Consider the following 18,029-nt stretch of genomic DNA (forward strand, 5'->3'; position numbering starts at 1 on the left):
CATGAACGAAAGAACTGCAATTATGGGACGTATGTTTATGCTGCTGGGACTCCTGTTCCTGCTGCCTGCGGCCATTTTGCTGCAAATCTTTCGTGTAAACATGCTCGAAGCCGATGGGCTGAAAGAACTCTGGAATAAACAGGCTATAGACACTATTCCAATTTCTGCTCAGCGCGGGAATATTTTTGACACCAACGGTTCGCTTCTGGCAACAAACAGTGTGAATTATAAAGTTGCCGTAGACCCTCTAGCCCCTACTACAACCCGCGAGCATCTAAATAATATTGCCACCGTCTTAAGCCGTCATACCGGCAGGTCTGCAACTCATTATCAGAATGTGATTCGAAACTCCTCGAATCGATCCAGATATATTGTTTTGGAGCGAAGTATTCCTGTAAACGCTTATGATGATTTAAAAGAGCTTGGTTATCGCAGTTTAATTCTTGAAGAGGAGTATCGAAGAAATTACAATTTCGAATCGCTGTCAGCCCATACACTCGGTTTTGTAAATCACAACGTTGATGGAATGTCCGGATTGGAAAACAGCTACAACAACCTTCTCAAGGGACGTGACGGACTTCAGCAAGTTCGGAAAGATCGTAGCAATCGAATCTTTGCATATGTTGGTGCACCCCAAAAATTACCGGAACAGGGAGTAAATCTTCATACCACAATTGATGCCTACATTCAGGCAATCACTGAAGAGGAGCTTGAATCCGGTATTAAACGGCATAGGGCAAATTACGGAACAGCAATTGTAATGGATCCCAAAACCGGTGCCATTAAAGCATTGGCAAACTACCCTACGTTCGATCCAAATAACCCCTCATCCATCGATAGTGAAAATCGCAGAAATTATGCGGTTTCAGATATGATTGAGCCCGGGTCAACTTTCAAGCTTGTTACAGCTATTGCCGCTGTTGAACAGGGCGTTGTAGACTTTGAGGAAATATTTGAAACTCCTGAGAACGGCCAAAAGATAATTCATGGTCAGATGATGCGTGATCATGATCCTCTTGGCGACCTGGATTTTACCGGAGTTATTGCAAAGTCATCCAATATTGCAACATCAGAAATTGCAATGCGCCTGAAGCCTGAAACCCTCTATCAATATGCCAGGAACATGGGTTTTGGAACTCCAACCAACATTGATCTTCCGAATGAAATGGATGGCAGACTCCAAAGACCCTATGAGTGGAGTCGTGTTACCCTGCCCTGGATGTCGATTGGTTACGAAGTGCAGGTCACTCCTATCCAAATGCTACAGGCCTATGGTGCCTTTGCCAATGGCGGCAGGATGATGCGTCCGTATATAGTAGAAAAAATTACAGATGAATATGGCAATATCATTGAGGAAAAGCGTCCGAATATGGTTCGCCGAATCGCTAAGGAATCAACTATCAACAAACTTACACCCGTTTTTGAAGAGGTTGTAACCGATTCGGGTACAGCCGGTTGGGCCAGCGTTGAAGGGTTACGAATTGCCGGTAAAACCGGAACTGCTCAAAAATTAGTTGATGGCAGATATCAGGCAACATACCGAGCTTCATTTGCCGGGTTTTTTCCTGTTGAAGATCCAAAATATGTGATGTTTGTACTGCTTGATGAACCACTTTCCAGTATTTATGGCGGATACACCGCAGGATCTATTTTTAAAGAAATTGCCACTCGTATAGCAGGGTTGGATAATGAGATTCACAGAAACCTTTTAGAAGGAAACTTTGCAATAGCCGACAGTGTCGTGACACCAAAGATTGAAGGATTACATCGTAATGATGCACAGATGCTATTAGACAGTAAAAATCTGACCGCCAGCTTTACAGGATCGGGTGATTTTGTATTGGAGCAACAACCGGAACCCGGAGAAAGAATTACCGGAAACACTTCTCTGAATGTAAAGTTGGGAACTATGGAGTCCGATTCTATACCGGACGGCTATGCACTGATTCCAAACCTTCGCGACATGAGTATGAGGCAGGCCACAACTCTGCTTCTTTCACGCGGTTTAGAGATTGAAATGATCGGGTCAGGAACTATTTATACACAATTCCCTCGTGCAGGAGACTTCATGAAAAAAGGAAGAACTGTCACTGTGCGTGGTAAGGCACGAGAAATGCAACAAGCAACGGTAGTAGCTGCAAACGAATGACTTTCGATGAACTCATAGCATTTTGTGATCCTATTTCAGTTCAGGGCAATGAGCCTGAGAAAATGGGTAAACTATGCCTTGATTCCAGAAAGGTTAACACCGGTGATATTTTTATAGCCATTGACGGTTCACAGGCAGACGGACATAGTTTTGTACCTCAAGCTGTAGAAAGCGGTGCATCTGTGGTAATCGTTGAACAAGAAATGAGTCCGGCCGGCAGTGAAGCTGTTCTGTTGGTTAAAAATACACGGGAACTGCTGTCCCCTCTGGCTCAGCGTTTAGCTGGAAATCCGGCTGAAAAACTTACCATCATTGCCATAACCGGTACAAATGGTAAAACAACCGTTGCTACTCTGGTGTGGCAAATGCTCAGGGAACTTGAGCAAGATGTGGCTCTACTGGGAACGATTTCTAAACGAATTAACGACACAACCTTTGAGAGCAAGCTGACCACTTCGGATCCTGTTGAGCTGGCATCCGACATGAAGAGATGTTTAGAATCCGGATGCAAATATTTGGTTATGGAGGTCTCTTCTCATGCATTGGATCAAAAAAGAGTTGACGGAATCCCATTTGAAGTAGCGGCATACACCAATTTGAGTCTCGACCATCTTGATTACCACTCCACAATGGAAGAGTATGCGGATGCTAAGAAAATTCTTTTTGACGGGCTTTCATCCGGTAGCTGGGCTGTCATCAATGCTGATGATAAATACGCCCGGCACATGGTGAAGAATACTTCAGCTAAAGTGATCGATTTTTCCTTTAAGGAGAATGGAACTGTAAATGCTGAAATTCTAAAGACAACGCCTGAACAGACCCTTCTCGATGTGGAGGGAATTAAATTTTTTACGCCGCTTGTCGGAAAATTCAACGCCTACAATGTAGTTGAAGCCTTGTTGATTGGCACAGCGCTCGGTTATGACGGAAAACTCCTCGCTGATGTATTACCTGCATGCAGAGGAGCTGAAGGCAGGCTTGAAAAGGTAACCACAAAGAATTCAACGCAGAGTCTGCCAATGGTATTTGTGGATTACGCACATACCCCGGATGCGCTTGAAAATGTAGCCTCTACCCTTTCAGAGTTGAAGAAAGAGAATCAGAAACTTCTGATTTTGTTTGGCTGTGGCGGCGATCGAGACAGATCAAAACGGCCCGAAATGGCCAAAATATCTGAAAAGTACGGTGACCGTGTGATCGTAACATCTGACAATCCACGCAGTGAAGATCCACAAAAAATTATACAGGATATTGAAACCGGATTTAGTTCAACATTTTCTTACAGATCTATTGTTTCCCGAAAAGAGGCCATCCATACAGCAATTACAGAAAGCAGCAGTAACACCATAGTACTTATTGCAGGTAAAGGCCACGAAACGTATCAGGAAATTAACGGAATCAGAAATCATTTTGATGACCGTGAAGAGGCCAGGGAAGCTTTGAATAAATTGATGAGAAAACTGAATTCCAGGGGGGTGAACTGATGCTATACGCTCTGCTCGACTGGTTAAATCAACATTACGCTCCACCGGGTTTTGGTGCATTTGACTTTATCACAACCCGAACGGCCCTGGCTGCGGTAACCTCACTGATCATCAGTTTGATCATCGGTAAAAAAATTATTCACTGGCTTCAAAAACTTCAGCTAAAAGAGGTTATTCGGGATGATATTGGCCTGGACTCACACCTGAGTAAAGCAAATACTCCAACCATGGGGGGTGTGATTATTATCCTTGCCACTTTAATTCCTGCCCTGCTTTGGATGAATATGAACAGTATTTACACCTGGATGATCATATTTGTGATGTTTGTACTGGGTATTGTAGGGTTTATTGACGACTACATCAAAGTTGTGAAAAAGGATAAATCCGGTTTACATGGCTGGTTTAAAGTTGGCGGACAGGTATTTGTAGGACTTGTTTTAGGAGCTGCTCTCTATTTCTGGCCCGCTTTTGATGATTTCAACACTCTATCCACTGTTCCATTTCTGAAAGACGTAAATATCGACTATGCGTTTATGGGTGAAGAGTATGGATGGTTGATCTACATTCCACTGGTAATTTTTATTATCACCGCAGTGAGCAATTCCGCAAACCTGACCGATGGACTGGATGGGCTGCTGTCAGGAACTTCTGCTATTGCCGGTGTTATTTTAGGAATCTTTGCTTACGTATCCGGCCGAGTTGACTTTTCAAACTTCCTCGACATCATCTATTTGCCGGGATCAGGGGAACTTACCATTTTTGCAGCCTCACTTGTAGGCGCTTGTTTGGGATTTTTATGGTATAACTCCCACCCGGCCTCCGTATTCATGGGTGATACCGGTTCCCTGGCTATTGGTGGAGCAATGGGAGCGTTGGCATTGATGATTCACAAAGAACTTTTACTGCCGATTATTTGCGGCATTTTTATGGTTGAAACGCTTTCAGTCATTATTCAGACAAGTTATTTCAAATATACGAAACGAAAATACGGTGAAGGTCGCAGGGTCTTTTTGATGACTCCGATACATCACCATTATGAGAAAAAAGGATGGGCTGAATCTAAAATTGTAGTTCGATTCTGGATCATCGCCATACTGCTTGGAATTTTGAGTCTTTTAACTCTGAAACTCCGATGATAGACGTCAAGAACAAACATATCACGATTGCCGGAGCAGCCCGAAGCGGCGTTGCTGCAGCGATACTTCTGAAACGGAAAGGTGCGATTCCATTTCTTTCAGATACAGGTGAAATACGTTCAGACTTTGCGGAAAAACTGCATAAGGAGTCAATTGAGTTTGAAGAAAATGCCCATACCGAAAAAGCTATGCAGGGTGATTTTCTGGTGATGAGTCCAGGTGTACCTACATCTTCTTCAATTGCTCAATCCTATTTAAACGACAACAAACCTGTTTTTTCAGAAATCGAGATGGCAAGCTGGTTCAACCGTTCACCCATTATTGCAGTTACAGGCAGTAATGGAAAAACAACGGTGGCGAACTGGATGCATCATACATGGACCACCGCGCAAAAGGAGCACATTGTTGCCGGAAACATCGGGTATGCTTTCTCCGAGCTTGTGGATCAGACAGACGAAAATAAGGATGTACTGTTAGAAGTAAGCAGTTTCCAACTCGATCATATCGATACCTTCAAACCAACGGTATCAATGATTTTAAATATTACACCGGATCACATGAACCGGTATGACAATGACATTGAGAAGTACGCGGCATCCAAATACAGGATTGCAGAGAATCAAACCTCAGATGATTGGTTCATTTTTAACTCCGATGACAATAGAGTTTCCGGTTTTGCAAAAAAGCTATCCGAGAGGGAGAACGCTCCCAAAATGATGGCTTTTTCTACAAAATCTGAAGTACCTAACGGCGCTTTTATTCAAAACGGACAGTTGATTTTACGACTCGATAACAAAGAGGAGATCCTCATGGATATTGATGATATCGCACTACCCGGTAAGCATAATCTAAGCAATGGTATGGCAACGGCACTGGCTGCCCGAGCATCTGAAATCAGAAATGAACACATCCGCGAAAGCCTCCGAAGCTTTGAGGGTGTGGAACATCGCCTGGAATTTGTTCGCACCTACAACGGTGTGAAATACATTAACGACAGTAAAGCGACCAACATCAATGCTGTATGGTTTGCCTTGGATAGCTTCAACGTACCCATCGTACTCATTTTGGGCGGTCGAGACAAAGGAAATAACTACCAGGAACTTGAAAGTCAGCTTCGCGAAAAAGTACATACGGTCATTGCCATCGGTGAAGCCAGAGAAGCCATTAAAAATCAGTTAAAATCTACAGTTCCGAACCTGACTGAAGCAGAAACCATGAAAGAAGCTGTAAAGAAAGCTTCTAAAACTGCAAAGCGCGGCGAAGTGGTATTGCTGAGTCCGGCCTGCGCCTCTTTCGACATGTTTGAAAACTATGAACATCGCGGTGAAGTGTTTAAACAAGCCGTACTCGAACTTTAATCAAATTAACAGAACAGATAGTTGTACTACACCACACCAAATAGCAAAGTAGGATCGATCTTCGGCACAACACGCGAAGAGCTCGACACACCTGTACAGGGAAGTGACCGGGTGATTCTTGTTTGCGTTTTTATGTTGATGATGGTGGGTGCAATCGCAGTCTACTCCTCTATCGCTTATTTTGCACAGGCTCACAATTCCACGGCCGGTGCTCTTGTTTCGGGACATGTTGTAAAGCTTGGAATTGCTTTTATAGCCATGATCTTTGTTTCGAAACTAAACTATCGGGTATTGGCAAAGTTTAGCCGAATCGCAGTTGTATTCAGCTGGATCTTGTTAATCGCCGTTATGATCTATGGTGACATGGTTTTTGGAGCAAGACGATCTCTCTCTGTAGCCGGATTCTCTTTTCAGCCGTCATCTTTTGCTGCAATGGCTCTGATTCTCCACATAGCCGTATTACTGCATGAAAAACAGGATTACATCAAAGATTTTAAACGAGCTTTTATCCCAATTTTGATCTGGGTAGCGGTAACCTGTTTCCTGATTGCTCTGGAAGACTTCAGTAGCGCAGCACTACTTATGGGGATTACCATCTGTATGATGTTTGTAGGTCGAATCAGTGCTGTTCAACTGCTAGGGCTGGTAATGCTCGGGTTGATTGGCGGTTCAGCTTTAATACTGAGTTCAGCAGAGCGTACCAGCAGGGTAACCAATTACATCACACAGGTAAAAGACATTAACAGCGAGAAGCTTGAATCCAGCAGCGGCTATCAGGCACAACAGGCGCACATTGCTATTGCCAGGGGTGGCCTGATCGGTGTTGGCATCGGGAAAAGCACACAGCGTGATTTCCTCCCGGCACCATACAACGATTTCATTTTTGCAATCATCGCTGAAGAGTATGGAATTATCGGATCTTCTGCAGTGATGCTCATTTTCATCGTCATACTTTACCGCGGAATTGCAGTCATTGCCCGACACTCCCCCGATGCGCTTGGGACCCTCCTGGCACTTGGGGCCACCCTCATGATCACCCTTTACGGTTTTGTAAATGCGGCCGTTGCCACCGGGTTATTCCCCGTTACGGGGCTACCGATGCCTTTCATCAGTTACGGAGGCACAAGTATGCTTTTTGCAGGAATAATGGTGGGGATACTGCTCAACATTTCGAAACACAACAGACAGATTCAAAACAGATTTTATAACGGTTAATGACAACTGCCACGAAGAACATATCATCCACAGACACCCGCACAGCTGCGGCAGAACCCATTCGGGTTTTGCTGGCAGCCGGCGGTACGGGTGGACATGTCTATCCGGCGATTGCCATCGCGGATGCACTTCGTAAGGCAGATCCCCGTACAAAGATTTTGTTCGTAGGCACTCGCGATCGTATGGAGTGGGAAGCAGTTCCAAAATCCGGATATGATATTAAAAGTGTATGGATCAGCGGATTTCATCGGCGCTTGACTCCGCAAAATCTTCTTTTTCCATTTAAGCTGGTGACCAGTATCGTACAAAGTTTTTCCATCATTAAATCCTTTAAACCGGATGTAATGGTTGCCTGCGGTGGTTTTGCCGCCGGTCCAATTGGCTGGGTTGCTGCAAAATTAAACATTCCGATTGTCATTCAGGAGCAAAACAGTTATCCGGGAGTTACGAACAGGCTTTTAGCTAAACACGCCGTTTCAATATTCACGGCTTTTGAGGATGCAAAAAAATATCTACCGGAAGAAAAAATCACGCTGAGTGGAAACCCGGTGAGAGGTCAGCTCAAACAGAGTGATTCATCAGCCGCTCGTGAAGCTTTTGGCTTTAACTCGGAAGCACCGGTATTGTTGATTTTAGGAGGAAGCGGCGGTGCACTGGCGCTGAACAACATCATGCAGAAAGAGCTGGATCATCTTCACAATGAAGCCGGACTTCAAATCATATGGCAGTGTGGAAAACGATATTTCGAAGAACTAAACAAGCAGATTGATACGGATTCTTATCCAAATTTACGACTCACTCAATATATAGATGACATGCCGGCCGCGTACGGTGCCGCAGATTTGGTAGTCACAAGAGCAGGTGCGGGAACCTGCAGTGAACTTATGCTGCTGGGTCAGCCGGCCGTTTTGGTGCCTTCCCCTAATGTAGCGGGAGATCATCAGGCAAAGAATGCCAAATCGATGGTAGAAACAGGTGCCGCTGAACTTCTTGAAGAGTCTGACATCGAAGAAAAATTTTCAGAAGTCATCACAGCATTGATCATGGACAAAGAAAGGTTACAGAAAATGAATGAGGCCATGAAATCCCTGGCAAAACCCGACGCTGCCAAAACCATTGCAAAAGAAATTTACACACTTGCACAGAAACGAAACCGATGAGTAACAAGATTCAAACACAACCCGTATTTGGCCGAACCAAACAGATCCACATGGTTGGAATTGGTGGGATCGGTATGAGCGGCATAGCAGAGATTCTGCTGCTGAGGGGATACAAAGTTACCGGTTCCGACAGTAGCCTTAGTGACACCACTGAAAGACTTGAAGAGCTGGGTGCAACCATTTTTAAAGGTCATAGTGCATCCAATATTGAAGGTGCAGATGTTGTGGTTTACACCAGTGCCGTTAAAGCTGAAGAGAACGAAGAGACGAAAGCTGCATTAACGGCTCAAATTCCGGTTATCAAGCGATCTGAAATGCTTGCCGAACTGATGAGAATGAAGTATGGGATCGGCATAGCAGGCACACACGGTAAAACAACCACTACTACCCTGGCGGGTCACGTGGTTCAAGATGGTAATTTTGATCCCACAATTATCGTGGGCGGGCGTGTACACAGTTTCGACAAAACCAACGCAGTTGTTGGCAAAGGAGACATTGTCATTGTGGAAGCGGATGAGTTTGACCGAACGTTCCTGCGCCTATCCCCTTCATTGGCCGTTATTACGAATATTGAAGCAGAACATCTGGATATCTACGAAGATCTGGAAGATGTTAAAGATGCGTTCATCGAATTTGCCAACAAAGTTCCTTTTTACGGAGCTGTGATTGTCTGTCTGGATGATCAGAATGTGAGAAGTATTCTCCCGGATATTGAAAGAAGAACCATCACTTATGGTTTCACGCCTCAGGCAGAAATACGGGCTGTTAATGTTGGACAGAAGGGTTTCAGAAGTGCATTTACAGTACTTCACCAGGAAGAACCACTTGGAGAAATTGCGTTGATGGCCCCCGGCGATCATAACATCAAAAATGCGCTGGCTGCAGTAGCCATTGGCTTAGAGCTTGGAATGGAGTTTGAAGACATCAAAAAAGGTCTGGAACGATTTAAAGGTGTCTTTCGCCGGTTCCAGCCTAAGATGGACGACAAAAATATTTTAGTGATTGACGACTATGCCCATCACCCTACCGAAGTGCAGGCAACCATAAAAGCGGCTCGACGTGGTTGGGAAGACAGACGGATTGTTGCTGTATTCCAACCACATCTCTACTCCCGGACACAGGAGATGCACCAGGAGTTTGGGCTCTCATTCTTTGATGCTGAGGTATTGGTTGTTACAGACGTCTACCCATCCAGGGAAAAACCGATTGAAGGTGTAACCGGCAAACTAATTGCAGACGCTGCCAAAACCTACGGACACCGTGATGTGCACTATGTTAGAGATAAACGCGATCTCCCCACTCGACTGACAAGTATTGTGGAAGACGGTGATATCGTGATAACCATGGGTGCCGGAGATATTTACAAATTTGGCGAGCAGTTTACTGAATTGATTAAACAGAAATAAAACTTTTTTGAGCAAGAAAAAATCACATAGCAAAAGTAAAAGCAACGGGACAAAGCGACCTGTTACACTCATTGCAGGAGTCTTCTTTATTGTTGGACTGGCTGTTCTGGGCGGGTACTACTTTGAGCAAAACACCCGGATTACCGATGTGGATTTTTCCGGACATCGTTTTACCTCTTCTGAGGAGCTACAGGCTACTATTGCTGAGATTTCACCTGTAGGTATGCTGGCAGACAGTGTGGATTTCGGAATGTTGATGAACTCGATCCATTCACTGCCTTATGTGGAAAATGTAAATGTAACCATGGGTTTTCGCGGCAAACTGCAATTCAATGTAACGGAACGAAAACCTTTGGCACTCTTGATTGACGGCAGTAAAAGAAATTATGTAGCTGAAGGCGGAATCAGGCTGCCGATCATACCTGAAAAGACTGAAGATGTACCCCTGGTTTATGGATTTGCGGCAGAACCGCTCAGCGACACGCTGAAAACGGAAGCATTCCAACAGGTTGAAGATTTTTTAACCGCGGCGCGAGAAAATCGCTTTGGATGGATTACGATCAGCGAAGTGGCGTGGAACGAACGTGAAGGAGTCGTTGCCCTCACGGCAGAAAACGGAGTAAAACTGCTGTTTGGTCATTCAGATTTTGAAACAGGACTCAAACACTGGCAGGCATTTTATGGTGAAGTAATCTCGACGAAGGGAATTGGAGCATTTCGCCAAATCGATCTCCGGTTTAGAAACCAGGTGGTCACCAAAGAACTGTAACCCCAATAACACTGATTTAGCAATCAACAAGACAAGCAGGTAGACTTATGGAAATAGAAAATGAAAATGAACGAATCGTAGTAGGCCTCGACATTGGCACCACGAAAGTTTGTGCTGTGGTGGCCTCCATTGATGAACAGGATAGAATTCACATTCTGGGCGTTGGCAAGGCCCCCAGCGAAGGTTTGAACCGTGGTGTGGTTGTGAACATCGATAAGACGGTTCAGGCCATTAAAACCGCAGTTGAACAGGCTCAGCTCGCCTCCGGTATTGAGGTGAATTCCGTAAACGTAGGAATTGCGGGCGATCATATTCGCAGCATCAGAAGTAAGGGTGTGATCACCATCAACAATAAGGATAAAGAAATTACGGTGCATGACGTGGAGCGTCTGCTTGAAGACTGCCAGCGCATTATGCTGCCGCCAGATCAGCAGATACTGCATGTAATACCGCAGGAGTTTGTGGTGGATGGCCAGGATGGAATCAGCGATCCCGTGGGAATGAGCGGAATACGGATGGAGGCTGAGGTTCACATCATTACCGGATTGGTTTCGGCGGCAAAGAATCTATATCGATGCGTGGAGCGTGCAGGTTTTGAGGTGGCCGACATCATCCTTGAACCGCTTGCAAGTTCTTATGCTGTACTTGATGATGAAGAGAAAGAAGCCGGAGTTGTATTGGTCGATATCGGTGGCGGAACAACCGATCTGGCTGTATTTCAGGATAACACAATTCGCCATACAGCGGTTATCGCCATTGCAGGTAAAAAAGTTACGGACGACATCCGGGTTGGCCTTAGTGTTCTCGACGATCAGGCGGAAAAACTGAAGCAGCAGCACGGTGAGTGCTTTGTGGATATGATCGAGGAAGATGAGTCGATTACCATCCCCGGTATTGCGGGACGCCCGCCCAAAGAGATTACAAAAAGCATTCTGGCCAAAATTATACAGGCCCGAATGGAAGAGATTTTAGAGATCATCGCCATTGAGGTGAAACGAAGCGGTTATGCCGATTCACTGAGCGCCGGTATTGTACTTAGCGGCGGCGGAGCTCTGATTAAGAACATCTGCCCCCTAGCCAACGAGGTACTGGGGATTGATGCAAAAATCGGGAAACCATTGGGACTCTCCGGAGGCCTGATAGAGGAGGTTAACAGCCCGATGTACGCAACCAGCGTAGGCCTTGTGCTTCACGCTATAAAATCCGGAGGTCCGGAGAACCAGGCAATTGTGCCGTCATCCACAAAAGGTTCAGGTGTGGAGAAAGTGATGAACAGCATCACGCAGCGCATGAAGAGCTGGTTTAGAGAACTCTGATCGAAGGATGTCAGAACAATCAATAATCACAAATAGCAATCTACAGACAACACACATTAGCAATCATAAATAAGGAGTAATCATGGAATATAATAACACGCGCTTTAGCTTCGACGAGAAAGGTCAGGATAATGCGAAAATTAAAGTCATCGGAGTCGGTGGCGGAGGCGGAAACGCCATCAACAATATGATCCGCAAAGGATTGGACAGCGTTGAATATATCGCACTAAACACTGACGCACAGGCACTGAAAAATAACTCGGCCGATGTGGCCATCCAGGTTGGATCGAATCTTACATCCGGACTTGGAGCAGGTGCACGACCCGAAATTGGACGGGAAGCGGTTGAAGAGAACCGACATGAAATTGATGAAGCGGTCGATTCGGCCGATATGATCTTTATCACTGCCGGAATGGGCGGTGGTACAGGAACAGGTGGTGCACCGGTTGTTGCCGGCATTGCCAAACGAAAAGGAATTCTTACCGTTGGTGTGGTAACTACGCCATTCCTGGTGGAAGGAAAAGTTCGAATGAAATATGCCCTTGAAGGTATTACCGAACTGAAAAAAAATTGTGATACCGTAATCGTAATTCCAAACGAGCGGCTTCTCGATATCTCTGATGAGAATACATCTCTGATGGAAGCCTTCGAACAGGCCAATCACGTTCTCTACAATGCAACCCGCGGAATATCGGATCTTATCTTGATGCCGGGTCTGATTAACCTTGACTTTGCAGACGTTCGCACAACAATGATCGACGGTGGAGCCGCAATTATGGGTTCTGCTACAGCCAGCGGCCCCGACAGAGCTGAAATTGCCGCACGCGAAGCGATCAACTCTCCCCTGCTTGATGGAGTGAGCATTCGCGGTGCACGTAACGTACTGGTGAATATTTCTGCAGGTGCTAACCTGGGAATGCGTGAAACCACAACGGCAACCAGCATAATTCAGCAGGAGGCCGGTGAGGATGCGGAAATCATATTGGGTACAGTACTCGACGATGCTTTCGAAGATGAGCTGCGGGTAACAGTTATCGCAACAGGATTTGAACTGAGCGAAGACAAAACAAAAGCTCGCGTTGCACCCAATAAGAAGAGCGAACCGATTCTTAAAACGAAAAGCACAAATCTACCGAAAGCAAGCGACATTGCTCAGCGACACAACAGTACGCTGGACGGTACTTACTATAAAGGTGAAAAGAACCTCAAAAACCTTGATACCCCGGCCATTCACCGGCGAGAGGTTAAGCACATGCGCTCTCAGGAAGAGGTGCAGGCAGACGACGATATGCAGCACCGTGAATCGATTGAACGTAAAAAAGCTAGCAACGATAATAACAGCGTGTCAAATCGGGATGAGCGTATTGATAAGCGTGATACCGAACAGCCCGCATTCTTACGAAAAATCATGGATTAATCCGATTACCTGAACCGGATTTATGATTGCTTTAAACCCATAGATAGGCTTTCTCTGCCTATTCTATAGATTGCTAAATCAAAAAGGAGTTCCTTTGACCGGGGCTCCTTTTCTTTTTTTATTATACATCTTACCTCAAATCATCTATTTTCAGGCAAAAATAATGGTACGTACACAAAAGATGATTCTATGCCCAAAATGTTACTTCTTGTTTTCATTTTTGCACTCAATCCATTGGTTCTACTTTCAGATTCATACCCTGACGATAAAATTGATCACATAATCAAAGTTCAATATCAATCTATATACAGTTACTGCAAACCGGACGAGGATCCGAATTTTTCACGGATCTACGAGGATGAGCTATACTACTATTACACCGGCAAGAAGGTAATTAGCGGGCTGATTTATCAAACCAATAAGGATGCACCGGTAACCTTCGACAGCCGTACCGATCAGGCGTGTCAATTTGAACTCACACAAGGATTTCAAGTAGATCTTTCACTACTTGATGAAGACTTCTCGATTCACAGTGCCTGGGAAAAAGCACCCGAATGTGATCCATCTGAGGGTGAACCCTATCTTTCCGGCATCTATTCCCTAAACATTACGGGATTTAAAATCTCCAAAGCGTACATTGATAACTACGATCCACAACGTATTCGGAGTCAAATGGATATGAGTCGGTTTGAGTTTTATGCAAACTATGGTAAAGTTGATGAGGTCATTGCCCCGGCTGAGGTAAAGTGCCCGATTGTTTTGCGGTAGGTCTATACCGGGCTAGTGCTCGTAGATCATTTTTCGCGTCATTCCACCATCAATCACAATGTTTTCCCCGTTGATAAAATCATTTTCCGCATCGGCTAAAAACAAGCAGGCCCTTGCAATATCATCCGGTTTCCCAACTCGATTGGATGGATGTTGTTCATGATCAATATCACGAAGTTTGTCGTAGTCACCGGTATGAATCCATCCGGGACTGATACAGTTTACTGTGATTTTATCTTCTGAATATGATACAGCCTGAGAGTGTGTCAGCGCCAGCAATCCTCCTTTTGATGCGGCATACGCCTCTGAATTTTTTTCCGACATCAATGCACGTGTTGAGGCGATGTTTACAACAGATCCTTTCTCGTTTTTCTTCATATGCGGAACTACTTCACGGGTCAGAAGAAAGCTTGCCCTCAGATTGGTATTCAAAATCTGATCCCATTTTTCTACAGACAATTCATCCGGGCGGATAAACTCTGAAATTCCTGCATTGTTGATCAAAATATCAATTCTCTGATATCTTTTAATTGTCTCTTTTACCATATTCTGGATCGATTTCGGATCGGATACATCACAATGTATAAACTGTGCCTGCCTTCCCTCGCTAAGCAGTTCATCCTGTAATGAATTTCCATTTTCGGCATCCAGATCTGCGATCACAACATTATAGTAATTCGTTGCAAAAAGCTTGGCAACGGCCCTACCAATTCCATTCGATGCTCCTGTTACGATTACTGTACGATTCATAAATTTTTGGATTTATTTTTTGTCAAAATAACTGACCAGCTGATTTTCTATGCATCAACAAAATGAAGATACATTGTTATTCATGTATATCTGTAATTAAACCTATTGTATATCGAAATCCCATAAAAAAACCCGAGACAGAAATCTGCCCCGGGCTAAATGTTCACCCCAAACAATGAACATGGCATTAACGAACATTAAAAATTTACTCAATATCCCATGTATTTCCGCTGTTGAACAGATCGCTGACGCTTTCAAATGATGAATGCTCCCGAACGGTTGCAATACGGTCATGAACCGTTTTATCAAAATTGGGTTTATCTGATTTTCGGATTACCCCCATCGAAACAGGAAAGTCTGGCAATTCCAGTTTGGCAAGTGCAAGCTGCAAAGCAGAATCCGGTTCATGAGCATCATGTTTCAAAAATGTCGGATCATTTTCATCATACGGTGCTTTTTTTAGCTTCATTCCTTCCAGTTTTAAACCATACTGTTGATCTTTTCCGAACACCATCGGCTTTCCGTGCTCCAACACCAGCTGGTTATCGTCTTTGGTGTCTTTTCCGGTTATCTGTTCATGGATACCATCTGTAAAGATCACACAGTTTTGCAGCACCTCAATCACAGACGTTCCTTTATGCCGATAGGCCTCCATCATCACCTCTTCCATCAATTTCGGATCTTTGTCCGGCACGCGAGCAAAAAATGTAGCTCCTGCACCTATGGCAACTTCACCGATATTGAAAGTGTTTTCATAGTTTCCTTCAGGTGCTGTTTTGGTCTTGGTACCCTCCGGAGTAGTTGGCGAGGATTGACCTTTAGTCATCCCGTAAATCTTGTTGTTAAAGATGATAATGTTGAGATCAATATTCCGGCGGCAGGCGTGGATAAAATGATTACCGCCAATAGCCATACAGTCACCGTCGCCTGTAGAAACCCATACATTCAGTTCCGGATTCGCCAGTTTTGCGCCTGTGGCAACAGCTATAGCCCGTCCATGAATAGAGTGTATTCCATAGGTATCCAGATAGTAGGTTATTCGTGATGAACAGCCGATTCCGGATACACTCAGAAAGTCCTCCTTGGCATGATCCATCTGAGCAAATGTCTTCTGCATATTCGCCAAAATCATATAATCGCCGCAGCCCGGACACCAGCGTACATTCTGGTCACTCGCAAAATCCTTTCGGGTCAATGCTTCGTTCTTATCTTTTACGTCAGTCTGCATAACTAATTCGTTAATGTGTTAATGATTTCGGCTTTGATTTCGGAGGTAAAAAATGGCTGCCCCTGAATCTTGTTGTACTTCCTGTAGTTAAACTTCGGAAACTTGGTTTTCAGATAATTCGCAAATTGTCCGTTGTTTAATTCACACACCAGAATCTGATCGAATCGGCTAAATACCTCTTCTGTGTTCTCGGGCAACGGGTTGATATAATTGAAATGTGTAAACCCAATATTCTCTTCACCCTCTTCCAACATTTCTGTTACAGCCGTATTAATTGCACCGTGTGTACTGCCCCAGCCTATAACCAGTAATTTCCCTGATTGTGCACCAACCACACTTTGACGCGGAAGTTTTTTGGCAATCTTTGCAATTTTCTCTTCACGAATTTTGGTCATTTTTTCGTGATTCTCGGGCTCGTAAGTCAGATTTCCGGTATCAACCTGTTTCTCCAAACCACCAATGCGGTGCTCAAAACCTTTATCACCCGGACCTTTCCAATAGCGGGTCAGAAATTCGGGATCTCGTATGTAGGGCAGCCACTCATCGGCGCTTCCCTCAAAATCTTTTATTTTAATATCCGGCAGATCTCCATTTTCAGGTATCCTCCACGGACTTGTACCACTAGCCAGATACGTATCAGACAGAAGAATGACCGGTGTTGAGTGTTCCATGGCTAGTCTGGCAGCTTCATAGCTGTAGTTGAAACAGTCATCCGGAGAACTGGCAGCCATTACTACAAGCGGAGCGTCACCATGGCGTCCGTAAAGAGCCTGGTTCAGATCACTCTGCTCAGTCTTGGTCGGTAAACCGGTAGACGGACCCGCACGCTGAACATTTACAATTACCAGTGGAATTTCTGAGATCACGGCTAAACCGATCGCTTCTGACTTGAGTGACAATCCGGGACCGGATGTTGTTGTGATCGAGAGATTGCCACTGAATGATGCTCCAATTGCAGCACAAACCGCCGCAATTTCATCTTCAGCCTGGAAGACAATGGCTCCCATGTCTCTTCTGGCTGAAAGTTCATGCAAAATTTCGGAAGCCGGAGTAATCGGATATGAGCATAGAGACAGTTTTCTTCCACTGTTTTCTGATGCCGCTAAAAATCCCCAGGCAATGGCTGTATTTCCATCAATATTCCGGTAGGTACCTTTCTGCATTTTAGCAGGCGGAATAATGATTGATGTACCGATGATCTCAGTGTTCAGAGCAAAATTAAACCCGGCCTCTAAAGCCAGTTTATTCGCTTTGACAAGAACAGGCTTCTTACTAAACTTCTTCTCTATAAACTTAATAAGAGTATCCAGCGGTCGGCCAAACATGTATGTGACAAGCCCCAGTGCAAACATATTCTTGCTTCGGGTCATCGCCTGATTTTCCAGTCCTAAATCTTTAAGAGCTTCTTTAGTCAGGGAAGTAGCAGGTGCTTTAATAACTTTATACTCATCAAGAGATTTATCTTCCAGTGGGTTTTCTTCGTAGTCCGCTTTCTTAAGGTTTCTTGATGTGAAGCTATCCTTATCCGCAACAATGGTTCCGCCTAACTTTAAAAATCGGAGATTCGCTTTTAAAGCAGCAGGATTCATAACCACAAGTACATCAACTTCATCACCCGGCGTGTAAATTTCCGTTCCGCCGAACTGAATCTGAAAACTGGATACACCGCCCACACTTCCCTGAGGCGCTCTGATTTCGGCCGGAAAATCGGGAATGGTAGTCAAGTCAAGCCCGGCCTGACCTGATGCTTGGGAAAACATATCACCCGTTAACTGCATACCATCACCGGAATCTCCGGAAAATCGAACAACCACTTTTTGCATGGTTGGTGTCAATACATTATTAGCCATGAGCCTGTGTGTTAAATTTTTAT

At 44.7% G+C, this 18,029-nt stretch carries 14 protein-coding genes; 11 read left to right on the plus strand and 3 right to left on the minus strand.

What is annotated here, in order from left to right:
* The first annotated feature begins 1 nt into the window (after position 1).
* The 11 genes from CWD77_RS05690 to CWD77_RS05740 all read left to right on the plus strand — a co-directional run bounded on the left by CWD77_RS05690 (position 2) and on the right by CWD77_RS05740 (position 14,178).
* Positions 2-2,149: a penicillin-binding protein gene (locus CWD77_RS05690; protein ID WP_101072265.1), complete on the plus strand. Its 2,148-nt coding sequence runs from the start codon at positions 2-4 to the stop codon at positions 2,147-2,149.
* On the plus strand, positions 2,146-3,633 hold the full coding sequence (locus CWD77_RS05695; RefSeq protein ID WP_101072266.1) for a UDP-N-acetylmuramoyl-L-alanyl-D-glutamate--2,6-diaminopimelate ligase: 1,488 nt from the start codon (positions 2,146-2,148) through the stop codon (positions 3,631-3,633). Before CWD77_RS05690 ends, CWD77_RS05695 begins: the two co-directional genes overlap by 4 nt.
* Complete coding sequence (gene mraY, locus CWD77_RS05700; RefSeq protein ID WP_101072267.1) at positions 3,633-4,769, plus strand: phospho-N-acetylmuramoyl-pentapeptide-transferase; 1,137 nt, start codon at positions 3,633-3,635, stop codon at positions 4,767-4,769. Before CWD77_RS05695 ends, mraY begins: the two co-directional genes overlap by 1 nt.
* A complete protein-coding gene (gene murD, locus CWD77_RS05705) occupies positions 4,766-6,127 on the plus strand; it encodes a UDP-N-acetylmuramoyl-L-alanine--D-glutamate ligase (RefSeq protein ID WP_101072268.1) in 1,362 nt (453 codons plus the stop codon). Before mraY ends, murD begins: the two co-directional genes overlap by 4 nt.
* Positions 6,128-6,148: 21 nt before the next feature.
* Positions 6,149-7,342 (plus strand): FtsW/RodA/SpoVE family cell cycle protein, encoded by a 1,194-nt coding sequence (locus CWD77_RS05710; protein ID WP_101072269.1) that lies wholly within the window; start codon positions 6,149-6,151, stop codon positions 7,340-7,342.
* Positions 7,342-8,502 (plus strand): undecaprenyldiphospho-muramoylpentapeptide beta-N-acetylglucosaminyltransferase, encoded by a 1,161-nt coding sequence (murG, locus tag CWD77_RS05715; protein WP_101072270.1) that lies wholly within the window; start codon positions 7,342-7,344, stop codon positions 8,500-8,502. The genes CWD77_RS05710 and murG overlap by 1 nt, the downstream gene beginning before the upstream one ends.
* Positions 8,499-9,908: a UDP-N-acetylmuramate--L-alanine ligase gene (gene murC, locus CWD77_RS05720; protein ID WP_101072271.1), complete on the plus strand. Its 1,410-nt coding sequence runs from the start codon at positions 8,499-8,501 to the stop codon at positions 9,906-9,908. Before murG ends, murC begins: the two co-directional genes overlap by 4 nt.
* Positions 9,909-9,915: 7 nt before the next feature.
* Positions 9,916-10,677, plus strand: a complete 762-nt coding sequence (locus CWD77_RS05725; RefSeq protein WP_240596672.1) for a cell division protein FtsQ/DivIB — start codon at positions 9,916-9,918, stop codon at positions 10,675-10,677.
* Between the two features lie 47 nt (positions 10,678-10,724).
* Positions 10,725-11,993 carry a cell division protein FtsA gene (gene ftsA, locus CWD77_RS05730; protein WP_101072272.1) on the plus strand — a complete coding sequence of 423 codons (1,269 nt, stop codon included), beginning with the start codon at positions 10,725-10,727 and terminating at the stop codon, positions 11,991-11,993.
* 82 nt (positions 11,994-12,075) lie between these two features.
* Positions 12,076-13,410 (plus strand): cell division protein FtsZ, encoded by a 1,335-nt coding sequence (ftsZ, locus tag CWD77_RS05735; RefSeq protein ID WP_101072274.1) that lies wholly within the window; start codon positions 12,076-12,078, stop codon positions 13,408-13,410.
* Between the two features lie 189 nt (positions 13,411-13,599).
* Complete coding sequence (locus tag CWD77_RS05740) at positions 13,600-14,178, plus strand: hypothetical protein (RefSeq protein ID WP_101072276.1); 579 nt, start codon at positions 13,600-13,602, stop codon at positions 14,176-14,178.
* Between the two features lie 12 nt (positions 14,179-14,190).
* Here the strand turns inward: CWD77_RS05740 and CWD77_RS05745 are convergent, their stop codons facing one another.
* The 3 genes from CWD77_RS05745 to CWD77_RS05755 all read right to left on the minus strand — a co-directional run bounded on the left by CWD77_RS05745 (position 14,191) and on the right by CWD77_RS05755 (position 18,006).
* A complete protein-coding gene (locus CWD77_RS05745; protein ID WP_101072278.1) occupies positions 14,191-14,928 on the minus strand; it encodes an SDR family NAD(P)-dependent oxidoreductase in 738 nt (245 codons plus the stop codon).
* A gap of 205 nt (positions 14,929-15,133) precedes the next feature.
* The gene (locus tag CWD77_RS05750) at positions 15,134-16,156 is read right to left on the minus strand and encodes a 2-oxoacid:ferredoxin oxidoreductase subunit beta (RefSeq protein ID WP_101072280.1); all 1,023 of its coding nucleotides are present in this window, start codon (positions 16,154-16,156) and stop codon (positions 15,134-15,136) included.
* 2 nt (positions 16,157-16,158) lie between these two features.
* Positions 16,159-18,006, minus strand: a complete 1,848-nt coding sequence (locus CWD77_RS05755) for a 2-oxoacid:acceptor oxidoreductase subunit alpha (protein WP_101072281.1) — start codon at positions 18,004-18,006, stop codon at positions 16,159-16,161.
* Between the last annotated feature and the right edge of the window lie 23 nt (positions 18,007-18,029).

The sequence above is a fragment of the Rhodohalobacter barkolensis genome, from assembly GCF_002834295.1.
GTDB classification, from domain to species: Bacteria; Bacteroidota; Rhodothermia; order Balneolales; family Balneolaceae; genus Rhodohalobacter; species Rhodohalobacter barkolensis.